Consider the following 12,101-nt stretch of genomic DNA (forward strand, 5'->3'; position numbering starts at 1 on the left):
GGATAGGGCAGGGGAGCGGGTGGGGTGCCTGCTCCGCTTCACGACGGGAGCGGTCGGCTCACCTGCTCGAGGACTTCGAGAATGTGTTGGTAGGGGTTGCCGGTGGCGCGGGTCATGCCCAGCTCGCAGGTGCGGTTGACCGAGGCGTAGGCCGATGCCGGGTTGTTCTTGACGGCTGTGGACTCGGCCTGTGTGGCGGAGGCGGTCAGTTCGGGGTGCAGCAGGCCGCGGTCGCCCGCGAAGGCACAGCAGCTCCAGTTCTCCGGTACGACGACGTCTTCGGCGACGGCGTCGGCGAGGCGCAGCAGAGTGGGGTTGAGGCCGAGCTGGGTGCTGGAGCAGGTGGGGTGGACGACGAGTGAGGCGAGACGGCGGGTGACGGTGAGGCCGGGCAGGACGAAGTCGGCGACGAAGGTGACGGCGTCCACGACCTCGGTGTTCTCGTCGGTGCGGGCGAGCATCTGGGTGAGGCCCTCGGTGCAGGAAGCGGCGTCCACCACGACGGTCGGGGTTTCGTCACTCGTCGCCTCGCGCAGCGCGTCAACGACTTGGTTCCGCATGACCGCGTAACCGTCGGTCAGTCCCTTGGACTTCCAGGGTGTGCCGCAGCAGAGAGAGGCGATCCCATCGGGCACCCGGACCTCGACGCCCGCCCGCTCGCAGAGCGTGAGGAACGCTTCCCGCACGCCGCTACCGGTCTGCGGATCGGCGGGTCCGAACATGGTGGAGATGCAGGCGGGGAAGTAGACCGCACTGGGCGAGCCGGCTTCGCGGCCACGGCGCTTGGTCCCGCCCCGGGGCAGTTCGGGTGACCATGCCGGCACGGTGTCGGCGCGCAGGAGCGCGCGTCCCAGTGCCGTGACGCCGGTCGGTAGAGAGCTGGGCACGGCTTGGGCGACGGTGAGAGCGCCGGCGGCTGCTGTCGTGACACCGGCCCAATGCCGGGCCGCGGAGGCCCACACCTTTTGTTCGGTCCGGCCGCGTTGTTCCGCGCGGAGCCGTCGGGTCAGGTCGCCGGTGTCGATCAGTACGGGGCAGGCGGTCTGACACATGCCGTCCACGGCGCAGGTGTCGACGGCGTCGTACTGGTACTCGTCCTCCAGCCGGGCGAGCAGTCCGGTGTCACCGTCAGCCCGCGCCCGGGCGATCTCGCGGCGTAGCACGATGCGGCGACGGGGGGTGGTGCTGAGGTCCTTGCTGGGGCACACCGGTTCGCAGTAACCGCACTCGACACAGCGGTCCACCTCCTCCTCCACCGTGGGCGTGGACTTGAGGTGGCTGATGTGGAGGGTGGGGTCCTCGGTGAGGAGAACGCCGGGGTTGAGAATGCCGTGGGGGTCCAGGAGTTGCTTGGTGGCGCGCATGACGTCGTACAGCTCGTCGCCGTACTGGCGACGCACGTAGGGCGCCATGATGCGTCCGGTACCGTGTTCGGCCTTGAGTGTGCCGCCGTGTCCGAGCACGACATCGGTCATGGCTTCGGTGAATTCCAGGTAGCGGGTGACCAGTTCGGGGTCGTCGAAGTTCTCGTTGAGCAGGAAGTGGATGTTCCCGTGCTTGGCGTGGCCGAAGATGACACTGTCGGTGTAGCCGTGCCGCTGGAACAGCGCGGTCAGGTCGGTGCAGGCGGGCAGCAGCCGGTCCACGGGAACGGCGATGTCCTCCAGCAGGGCCGTGGTGCCCGAGGGCCGGGCTCCGGCGACCGTCGCGTACAGGCCCTTGCGGATGTGCCAGAGGGCGGCGCGTGTGTCCGGTTCGGTGCTGAGGCCGGCGGCGGCCGTCAAGGGGAGACCGGCGAGGACTTCCGTCGCTGCGCCGATCCGTTCCTCAAGGGCTTCCGGGGTGGCCTCCTGGTGCTCGACCAGGAGGGCGGAGTGGGCATGGACGTTCAGTGCCCGCAGGTCTGCCGTGGCCTTGGGGTCCCGCTGGGCGACCCGGAGGCTGGTGGCGTCCAGCAGCTCGATGGTCGCAAAGCCGGCCGCGACGAGGTCGGGCAGGGCGCCGGTGGCCGCGGCGAGGTCAGGAAAGAGGAGCAGCCCGGTGGCCGCGTGCGGGTGGGCGGAGACCGTGCGAAAAGTCGCCTCGGCGACGAAGGCGAGTGTGCCCTCGCTGCCGATCACCAGGTGGGTGAGGATGTCGACCGGGCGGGTGTGGTCGACGAAGGAGTTCACGCCGTAGCCCATCGTGTTCTTGATGGCGTACAGGCGGCTGATCGTGTCGAGCGAAGCCGGGTTGTCGCGCACGCGGTCCCGCAGCCGTGCCAGGCCGGCGTGGAGGTCCGGTTCGAGGGCGTGCAGGCGGTCGTCGGCGTCGGGGGCGCCGGTGTCGAGGACGGTGCCGCTGGGCAGGACGATGACGGCCGACTCCAGGGTGTGGTACGTGTTCAGTTCGGTGCCACAGGCCATGCCACTGGAGTTGTTGGCGACGACGCCGCCGATGGTGCAAGCGGTCTCGCTGGCCGGGTCGGGACCGAGTTTGCGGCCGTACCTGGCCAGCCGGGTGTTGACGGCACGTACGGTGGCGCCCGGTTGGACACGGACGCGGGCCCCGTCGTCGAGGACCTCGATGCCGCGGAAGTGCCGACGGGTGTCGACCAGGACTCCATCGTTGGTGGCCTGCCCGGACAGACTGGTGCCACCCGAGCGGAACGTCAGGGACAGGCCATGGGCGGTGCCCGCTTTCAGCAGCGCGCTGACCTGGGCGGCATCGCGTGGGGTGACGACGGCTTCGGGCACCAGCAGGTAGTGGGAGGCGTCGTGGGCGAAGGAGAGACGGTCGGAGGCGCGGGCAGTGACCGCGCCGGGTGCCGCCTTCTCCAGGCGGGCCAGGAGCAGGGGGTCGGCGTCGCGGTACGGACTGCGCTGGTCAGTGGGACTCACGGCTGACCTCCGAGCCGCTGGAGCCGACGAGGAAGTCCAGGTCGGCGCCGGTGTCGGCCTGCAACACGTGGTCGACATAGAGCCGTTCCCAGCCCCGGCGCGGGTTGGCGAAGCCGGCGAGGGTGGCGTCGTTGGGTGTCCTGCGGGCGAGTTCTTCCGCGGGTACGTCGAGGTTGATGCTGCGGGCCTCGACGTCGAGGTCGATGATGTCCCCGGTCCGGACGAGTGCCAGGGGGCCGCCGGCCGCGGCTTCCGGTGCCACGTGCAGGACGACGGTGCCGTACGCCGTGCCGCTCATCCGGCCGTCGCAGACGCGGACCATGTCGCGGACGCCCTGGGCGAGGAGCTTCTTGGGCAGCGGCATGTTGGATACCTCAGGCATGCCGGGGTATCCCCTGGGGCCGCAGCCGCGCAGGACCAGCACGCTGTCGGCGTCGACATCCAGGTCCGGGTCGTCGATGCGGGCGTGGAAGTCCTCGACGGAGTCGAAGACGACGGCCCGGCCACGGTGCTTGAGCAGGTGCGGCGAGGCCGCCGCGGGCTTGATGACCGCGCCGCCGGGGGCGAGGTTGCCACGCAGGACGGCGATGCCTCCTTCCGCGACCAGGGGTTCGGCGCGGGTACGGATGACCTCGGGGTCCCAGATGGGAGCGTCGTCGAGGTAGGCGACGAGCGGTGTTCCGGTGACGGTCGACGCGTCGCGGTCGAGCAGGTCGCGGACCTCGCGCAGGACGGCGAGCAGACCACCGGCGCGGTGGAAGTCGTCCATCAGGAAGCGGCCGGCGGGCTGGAGGTCGACCAGCACCGGGACGCGGGAGCCGATGCGGTCGAAGTCCTCGAGGCTGAGGTCGATGCCGAGGCGGCCCGCGATCGCCAGGAGGTGGACGACGGCGTTGGTCGAGCCGCCGACGGCGGCCAGCGCCACGATGGCGTTGTGGAAGGACGCCTTGGTCAGGAAGGAGCCCGGCCGCCGGTCGGCGGCGACCATGTCCACGGCCAGCCGGCCGGTGCGGTGCGCCGCCTCCAGTAGTCGGCTGTCGGGCGCGGGGGTGCCGGCCACACCGGGAATCACCGTGCCCAGGGCTTCGGCGACCAGCGCCATGGTCGAGGCGGTGCCCATGGTGTTGCAGTGCCCCGGGCTGCGGATCATGGAGCTTTCGGAGCGGTTGAACTGTTCCTGTGTCAGGGTGCCGCCCCGCACTTCCTCGGACAGCCGCCACACGTCGGTGCCGCAGCCCAGCGGTTTGCCCCGGAAGGTGCCAGTGAGCATCGGGCCGCCGGGGACGACGACGGCGGGCAGGTCCACCGAGGCAGCGGCCATCAGCAGGGACGGGATCGTCTTGTCGCAGCCGCCCAGCAGCACGACGCCGTCGATGGGGTTGGCCCGGAGCATCTCCTCCGTGGCCATCGCCGCCATGTTGCGCCAGAGCATGGCGGTGGGCCGGACCTGGGTCTCGCCCAGTGACACCACGGGCAGGTCGAGTGGGATGCCGCCGGCTTCGTAGACGCCGTTGCGGACGGAGGCCGCCACCTCGTTCAGGTGTGCGTTGCAGGGGGTCAGGTCGGAGGCCGTGTTGGCGATGGCGATCTGCGGACGTCCGTCGAAGGCGTCGTCCGGGGCTCCGCGGCGCATCCACGCCCGGTGAATGTAGGCATTGCGATCCTGACCCGCGTACCACTGAGAACTACGGAGCTTCACCAGCTGCTCTTTTCAATAATCGGTACGTTGGTCTAGAGTTTGGAACGCTATGAATCATAAGCAGATGTTCGACGGATCGAAAGCCCTCAACGGCCAGGCGCCCCCGGAAGAGGGCGTTGACACCAACCGACTGGTGGGGTCGGACCGCGTGCTCGCCGTCCTCAAGGAGCTCGCGAACTACCCCGAGGGTGTGGGGCTGGATGAACTGACCCGGGCGATCGGCAGTCCCAAGCCCACCGTGCACCGTGCACTGGGTGCCCTGCGCCGGGCCGGACTGGCCGACCAGGACGCCCGAGGGCAGTACCTGCTCGGAGACGAGTTCCTACGGGTGGCCTTCGCTCATCACGAGGCCCGCCCTGAGCACATCCGGGTACAGCCCTCCCTGCAGGCACTGGCCGAGAGGTTCGGCGAGACGGTCCACTACGCCGTCCTCGACGGCCGAGAGGTCGTCTACCGCGCCAAGGTCGACCCGCCCACCGGCGCCGTCCGACTCACCTCGACCGTGGGTGGCCGCAACCCCGCACACGCCACCGGTGTCGGAAAACTACTGCTCGCTCACCGGCTGACCACCCTCGACGAGGTCGAGGCGTGGATCGGCGACGCCACCCTCGAACGCCGCACACCACAGACTCTGTGCACGGCCGCCGACCTCCACCGTGACCTGGAGGCCACTCGCGAGCGCGGCTACTCCCTGGACGACCAGGAGAACGAGACCGGCGTCAACTGTCTCTCCCTGCCGGTGTACGTGACATCGCCTGCCATCCCGTCCGGTGCCATCAGCGTCAGCGCCCTGACCTATCGGACCCCGCTGCGCACCCTCGTCGACGCCGCCGACGAGATACGCGCCCTGCTCGGCCCCCTTGGAGAACCGCACCGATGAACGCCCTGACTCCCGCGACGGCGGAGACCTTCCGCCTGGCCGAAGGACCCCTCTGGGACGCCGCACGGCGACGCCTGCTCTGGGTCGACATCGTCGCCGGACACGTACTCGAAGGCGCCTTGGACGGAGGCCGCATCGAAGTCACCCGACGTCACACCTTCGACAGCATGGTCGGCGCCGTCACCCTCGCCGCCGACGGCACGCTGCTCGTGGCGGCACAGGAGCACCTCGTCGTCCTGAGCCCGGACGGCACCCGCCGGGACGGCCCCCGCATCGTCCCGGCGGGGGAGCGGCGCCGGCTCAACGACGGAGCGACGGATCCGATGGGCCGCTTCCTGGTCGGCACCCTGTCCCTGGAGGGCCCTTCGCGGCGCGAGGTACTCGTCCGTCTGGAACGTGACGGCCAGGTCACGCGGTTGGACGACGACTTGACTCTGTCCAACGGGCTCGCCTGGTCCACAAACGGCCACACCCTGTACAGCGTCGACACGGAACGCCGTACCGTCTTCGCCCGCGACTACGCTCACCCGTCCCGGCGACGTACGCATCTGATTGTCGACGATGGCTGGCCCGACGGCATCGCCCTGGACGCGGACGACCACCTCTGGGTCGCCATCTGGGGAGCGGGGGAAGTCCGCCGCTACGCCCCGGACGGCACGCTCGTCCACCGCCTGACCGTGCCGGCCCCCCACACCAGCAGCGTCGCCTTCGGCGGCCCCGATCTGCGCACCCTCGTCGTCACCACCGCCACCGCGGAACTCGGCGACGAGCAACTGCGTGCCCACCCCGACTCCGGCCGACTGTTCACCACCCGCGTCGACGTGCCGGGCGCTCCCGTATCCACCTGGTCCGGCCTGTCCCAGTCACTGCCCGCCACTTCCTGACAGCACCCTCACCTCGGAGAAACTCCCGTGTTCCTCATGCGCATCGGCGCCCCCGGCGCCGAAAAGCCCGTCGTTCGCATCAACGACGAGACCTACGTCGATGTCTCCGACACCGTCGCCGACTTTGACGAGGGGTTCTTCGGAGCGGGTGACATCGACCGGATCCGCCCCATCGTCACCGAGCGCACCGCCGCCGGCCAGGTGTCCCGCTTCGCAGGGGAACGCATCGGCGCCCCCATCGCCCGCCCGCACCAGATCCTGTGCATCGGCCTCAACTACCGTGACCACGCAGCCGAGACGGGTCAGGCCGTACCGGATGAGCCGATTCTCTTCACCAAGTCCCCCAACACTCTCATCGGGCCCCATGACGACGTGCGCATCCCGCGCGGCTCCACCAAGCCCGACTGGGAGGTGGAACTCGGCATCGTGATCGGCAAGCGCGCCAGCTACCTGGACTCCGTGGGGGATGCGCGCGACGCCATCGCCGGCTACGTGCTGGTCAACGATGTGAGCGAGCGGGCGTTCCAGATGGAGCGCGGCGGGCAGTGGGCCAAGGGCAAGTCGGCGGAGACGTTCAATCCGGCCGGTCCGTGGCTGGCCACGCCCGACGAGATGGATGATGTCCTGGCGCTCGGCATGTGGCTCGACGTCAACGGCGTACGCCGCCAGGACGGCAACACCAAGACAATGATTTTCGATCCCTGCTTCATCGTGCACTACCTCAGCCAGTTCCTGGTGCTGGAACCCGGTGACCTGATCAACACCGGCACCCCGCCCGGTGTCGGTATGGGCTTCACCCCGCCGGTGTGGCTCCAGCCCGGTGACGTCATGGAACTGGGGGCGGACGTCCTCGGCACGCAGCGACAGAACGTGCTCGGCCCCCGATGAGCGCACGTCCCGGCATGCGCGCATTCGTCCTGACCGGACCCGGCGAGTACACCGTTCAGGAGGCTCCTGTACCGGTGGCGGCGCCCGGAGAGGCCGTCGTCGACATCGAGCGGGTCGGCGTCTGCGGAACGGACGTGGAACTCTTCACCGGTGACATGGCCTACCTCCAACAGGGCCTCTCCGCCTACCCGATGCGTTTGGGCCACGAGTGGGCAGGACGCGTGACGTCAGTCGGTGACGGCGTCGATCCTGCCTGGGTCGGCAGGCGTGTCATGGGAGACACCATGCTCGGTTGCGGCACCTGCCGCCGCTGCCGCAAGGGCCACCAGCACGTCTGTGAACAGCGGCAGGAGCTCGGTGTACGGGGGAACCGGCCCGGCGCCCTGGCCGAACAACTGGCGGTGCCGGTCTCCTCGTTGCACGCCCTGCCTGAGTCGGTCGACCCCCTTCTCGGCGCGTTGGTGGAACCGGGCGGCAACGCCCTGCGGGCTGCACGGGCTACCGAGGCGCTTCCCGGTGAGCGGGTGCTGGTCCTGGGACCCGGAACCATCGGCCTGCTTGTCGCGATGTTCCTACGCGCCGGGGACGCGGAAGTGCACTTGATGGGTCGGACGGAGGAATCCCTCGGCTTCGCCCGGCACCTGGGATTCGATCGGGTGTGGACCGAGGACTCGCTCCCCGGCCTGCCGTACGACGCCGTCGTCGACGCCTCGAACGCCGTGCACCTGCCCGGCCTGGCTCTGGACCTGGTCGAACCGGCAGGGCGGGTCGTCTACGTGGGCCTCGCGGGCGAACCCAGCGCGGTCGACACCCGCACACTCGCGCTCAAGGACGTCACCGCGGTCGGTGTCCTGTCGGCCTCGCCCGGACTCGACGCCACCATCACGGCGTACGCCGAGGGCACGGTCGATCCTCGGCCGCTGGTCGCTGCCACCGTGGGCCTGGACGAGGTCGGGGCAGTTTTGGCGGGAGAACGCCCGGCAGCGGCGGGGCCAGGGCCCAAGATCCACGTCGATCCGCGCCTGGGCTGACAGGAAGAAGACAGCGGGGGCAGCCTGGACGGGCGGGTACCGAGGCAGCACACCTAGACCGTGGCGGAACACGCCAGATGGTGCATGGGCTTTGCGCTGGTCGCGGTACGGCTCGTGCGTGGCACGAGCCGTACCGGCAGGCGCGCTCGCGGCCGGCCGCCGCGCCTGCAACGCGGGCTCACCGAGCATGATGGAAGGCGCCGGCGGCGCTCGTCGGCGTTACTCCGAGCCGATTCCACTGGAACCTGCCGCACCGCTTCAGCGTTCGGATCTCTTTCCGGACGAGCCGGAAAACGAAGGCCAATGATCGACGCCCTCAACGAGCACAACTGAGTGCGTCCCCCTCCGTCGCGCCGTACTGTCAGGGAGGTACGGCCCACATGGCGACCGCAGCGGCAATCTCCTCGATACCGCGACCGGCGATGACGCATCGCCGAAGCGGTGATTCGGCTTGGCAGTAGCCGGGTGTCGAGGCGTCTCTCCCGTGTTGGCCCATGGACACGGCGGTGCGGCCCGGGGCCGGTGCGCCCAGCCGGGGCCCGGGTCGCGGCATCCGATCGCGGACAGGGCCGTGGCGGCCGGTCCGGGGCCGAGAAGTGCGGCCCGCTCGCCCGGCGTCCGCGCCTGAGGCTGCACCTGAGGCTGCATAGGTCAGTGCGCTCGGACCTCCGCTGAGCAAAGCCGCCGAGAAGTCATCGAAACTGCGAGTTTCGAAAATTTGCTTTTCGCTTTGCGTAGTGGCTACAGTTTCGACGTCAGCTACGAAGCGGATCAGGGGCAGTCATGGCCGAGGCAGCATCTAACGGGTCGCGCCGCCGCAAGCTCACGCCGGAGCGAGAGCGTGAACTGCTGCGTGTAACGGCCGAGCTCGTCGGCGAGGTCGGCTACGAGCAGGTGACCATGGCGGCGGTCGCGCAGCGGGCGAAGTGCAGCACGGCGACGCTCTACCGGCAGTGGGAGAGCAAGTCGCGTCTGGTGGTCTCGGCATGGAAGGCTCTTGCTGCGGAGGCCAACGACCTGTCCCGCGTCGACACTGGGAGCCTGCGCGGTGACCTGCTGAAGGTGGCGCAGCATCTGGTGGCGGAGGACCCGGTGAAGGACTCCTTCGTCTCTCTACCGCCTGTGATCCTGCAGGACGAGGGCCTCTTCAAGGCCATGCGCGAGATTGTGATCCGCCCCCTTATGCATGATTTCGAACAGATTTTCGATCGTGCGGTGGCCAGGGGAGAGATCGAAGCCGGAAACCCGGTCATTGCCCTGGCAGACCAAATTCTCCTCGGCGCGTGGCTGTCACCGTGGGCTTCTCACGGCACCCCGGCGACCCAGGAACTGCTGGAAGCCATCGTCGAGCTGGTGTTGATGCCCGTCCTTACTGGACAGCCCGCCACCACCGCCTGACCGCAGCACTACAGCCAACTCCCTTTCAGCCCCGACTCCCTTTCGGCCGCGTTTTCCGGCCGCGCTGACGACCTCGCACACCTCACAACGGCGTGACGCCGCTCGTCCACTTCTGCATGCCTTCATGTGGCCCGCCCCAGCCGCGCGCCGGGCCAGGGCACCGCACGTCCAAAATCCTCGAATCGGAGCGTTCCTCCATGGCCACCTTCCTCCACCGGATCGGTAGGGCTGCGTTCACGCGGCGCTGGCTGGTCGTCCTCCTCTGGGCGCTCTTCCTGGGCGCCGTAAGTATCGGGGCCGCCAACAGCTCGGGCCCCGCCAGCACCAGCATCACCCTGCCCGGCACGGAGGCCCAGCGCGCACTCGACCTCTTGAGCGAGAAGTTCCCGGCTGCCAACGCGGACAAGGCCACCGCCCGTGTGGTGCTGCGCGCCCCCAACGGCGAGAAGATAAGCAGCCCGGAGAACAGGGCAGCCCTCGAAGCCACCCTGGCCGACGCCAAAAACTCCTCCGCCCGCATCGGGCAGGTGAGCGATCCCTTCATGGCCAAGGCGCTGAGCGCCGACGGCACCACCGCCTACGCCCAGGTCAGCTACACCGCCAAGGATGTCGACCTGACCGACGGCGACCGCACGGGCCTGGACAAGGCCCTCGAGTCGGGTCGTGACCAGGGGCTGACGGTGGAAGCCTCCGGCAACGCGCTGGCAGCCCCGGAGGAAAGCCACTCCGCCGAGGCCATCGGCTTCGTCCTGGCCGCTGTCGTCCTCTTCCTCACCTTCGGCTCTCTTATCGCCGCCGGTCTGCCCCTGGTCACCGCACTCGTCGGAGTGGGCGTGAGCATTGCCGCCATCACCGCACTCAGCGGTCCGCTCGGCCTGAGCAGCAGCACCCCAGCCCTGGCCACGATGCTGGGCACGGCGGTCGGCATCGACTACGCCCTGTTCATCGTTTCCCGCTACCGCTCCGAGCGCGCGGACGGCTACGCTGCCCGTGAGGCCGTCGCTCGCGCCAACGGCACAGCGGGATCCGCCGTCGTCTTCGCCGGCCTGACCGTCGTCATCGCCCTCGCGGGCCTCGCGGTGGTGAACCTGCCCGTCCTTACCGCGATGGGCCTCGCCGCCGCCGCCGCCGTCGTCATCGCCGTCCTCGTCGCCACTACTCTGGTCCCTGCCCTCCTCGGCTTCGCAAGCGAACGCGTCCGCGGCAAGACACACAAGAAGGCCGGCACCGGTGCCGACATGACGAAGCCGGGCAAGCCGGGGCTGGGGCAGCGCTGGATCTCCTACGTCCTGCGCAAGCCGGCCCGGATGTTCCTCCTGGCCGTGGTCGCCCTCGGCGTGGTCGCCCTCCCGGCCACTCAGCTGAAACTTGGGCTGCCGGACGACAGCGTCAAGGCCCCCTCGTCCACCCAGCGCAAGGCGTACGACATGTTGACCGAGTCCTTCGGACCCGGCTTCAACGGCCCCCTGACCGTGACTGTCGACGACCAGCACCCCGCCGACGCGCGCAGCAGCGCCAAGGACTTGAGCCGGTCCCTCGCTGCCCTGCGGGACGTGGCCGCCGTGACCCCGGCCGTTTTCAACGACAGCGGCGACACCGCGATCCTCACCGTCATTCCTAAGAGCGCACCGGGCGATGAGGCAACAAAGAAGCTCGTCTACGAAATCCGCACCATGGCCGGTGACCTCCGTCACTCCGACACCGGCTCCCAGACCCTCGTGACCGGCGCCACGGCTATGAACATCGACATCTCCGATAAGTTCAGCGCGGCGGTCGTGCCCTACCTGGCGCTCGTGGTCGGCCTGGCCGTCCTCGTGTTGATCCTGGTCTTCCGATCGATCCTGGTTCCCCTCAAGGCAGCCTTCGGGTTCCTGCTCTCCGTGCTGGCTGCCCTCGGCGTCCTCGTCGCCGTCTTCCAGTGGGGCTGGCTGAAGGATCTGATCGGCCTAGAGCAGCCGGCTCCCATCATGAGTCTGATGCCCATTCTCATGGTCGGCATCGTGTTCGGTCTGGCGATGGACTACCAGATATTTCTGGTGACCCGTATGCGCGAGGCGTATGTTCACGGCGCCGACGCCCGCACCGCGGTAGAGACGGGCTTCCGGCACGGCGCCACCGTCGTCACTGCTGCGGCCCTCATCATGATCAGCGTCTTCGCCGGCTTCGTCGGTTCCCACGACGCCATGATCAAAGCACTCGGCTTCGGCCTGGCCGTCGCCGTTGTCTTCGACGCATTCGTCGTCCGTATGACGCTCGTGCCGGCGGCCCTCGCCCTCCTCGGCAAGCGCGCCTGGTCTCTGCCCGCCTGGATTGACCGCATCCTGCCCAACGTCGACATCGAGGGCGAAAAACTTGCCCGGCAGACCCCGGTCGCTCCTAAGGCCTTCGAACCCAGCTACTCCGGTTCCACAGAGCACGACCACTGACATCACTCGTCCCACG

The 12,101-nt window shown here is 69.1% G+C and carries 8 protein-coding genes; 6 read left to right on the plus strand and 2 right to left on the minus strand.

Going from position 1 to position 12,101, the window contains the following annotated elements:
• Window positions 1-38: 38 nt before the first annotated feature.
• Both ACZ32T_RS20485 and ACZ32T_RS20490 read right to left on the minus strand, forming a co-directional pair.
• Window positions 39-2,879: an FAD-binding and (Fe-S)-binding domain-containing protein gene (locus ACZ32T_RS20485; protein WP_467368158.1), complete on the minus strand. Its 2,841-nt coding sequence runs from the start codon at window positions 2,877-2,879 to the stop codon at window positions 39-41.
• Window positions 2,866-4,578, minus strand: coding sequence for an IlvD/Edd family dehydratase (locus ACZ32T_RS20490; protein WP_467266953.1), 1,713 nt, complete (start codon window positions 4,576-4,578; stop codon window positions 2,866-2,868). Before ACZ32T_RS20490 ends, ACZ32T_RS20485 begins: the two co-directional genes overlap by 14 nt.
• Window positions 4,579-4,627: 49 nt before the next feature.
• Here ACZ32T_RS20490 and ACZ32T_RS20495 point away from each other — a divergent pair, with 49 nt between their 5' ends.
• From ACZ32T_RS20495 to ACZ32T_RS20520, 6 genes are all read left to right on the plus strand, one after another.
• The gene (locus ACZ32T_RS20495; RefSeq protein WP_467266955.1) at window positions 4,628-5,458 is read left to right on the plus strand and encodes an IclR family transcriptional regulator; all 831 of its coding nucleotides are present in this window, start codon (window positions 4,628-4,630) and stop codon (window positions 5,456-5,458) included.
• Complete coding sequence (locus ACZ32T_RS20500) at window positions 5,455-6,342, plus strand: SMP-30/gluconolactonase/LRE family protein (RefSeq protein WP_467368160.1); 888 nt, start codon at window positions 5,455-5,457, stop codon at window positions 6,340-6,342. Before ACZ32T_RS20495 ends, ACZ32T_RS20500 begins: the two co-directional genes overlap by 4 nt.
• A gap of 27 nt (window positions 6,343-6,369) precedes the next feature.
• On the plus strand, window positions 6,370-7,230 hold the full coding sequence (locus ACZ32T_RS20505) for a fumarylacetoacetate hydrolase family protein (protein WP_467266959.1): 861 nt from the start codon (window positions 6,370-6,372) through the stop codon (window positions 7,228-7,230).
• Window positions 7,227-8,261, plus strand: a complete 1,035-nt coding sequence (locus tag ACZ32T_RS20510) for a zinc-dependent alcohol dehydrogenase (protein ID WP_467266961.1) — start codon at window positions 7,227-7,229, stop codon at window positions 8,259-8,261. Before ACZ32T_RS20505 ends, ACZ32T_RS20510 begins: the two co-directional genes overlap by 4 nt.
• 783 nt (window positions 8,262-9,044) lie before the next feature.
• On the plus strand, window positions 9,045-9,659 hold the full coding sequence (locus ACZ32T_RS20515; protein ID WP_467266962.1) for a TetR/AcrR family transcriptional regulator: 615 nt from the start codon (window positions 9,045-9,047) through the stop codon (window positions 9,657-9,659).
• Between the two features lie 197 nt (window positions 9,660-9,856).
• Complete coding sequence (locus ACZ32T_RS20520) at window positions 9,857-12,085, plus strand: MMPL family transporter (protein WP_467368162.1); 2,229 nt, start codon at window positions 9,857-9,859, stop codon at window positions 12,083-12,085.
• Window positions 12,086-12,101 lie beyond the last annotated feature (16 nt).

This window comes from Streptomyces sp. NPDC023573 (assembly GCF_055559735.1).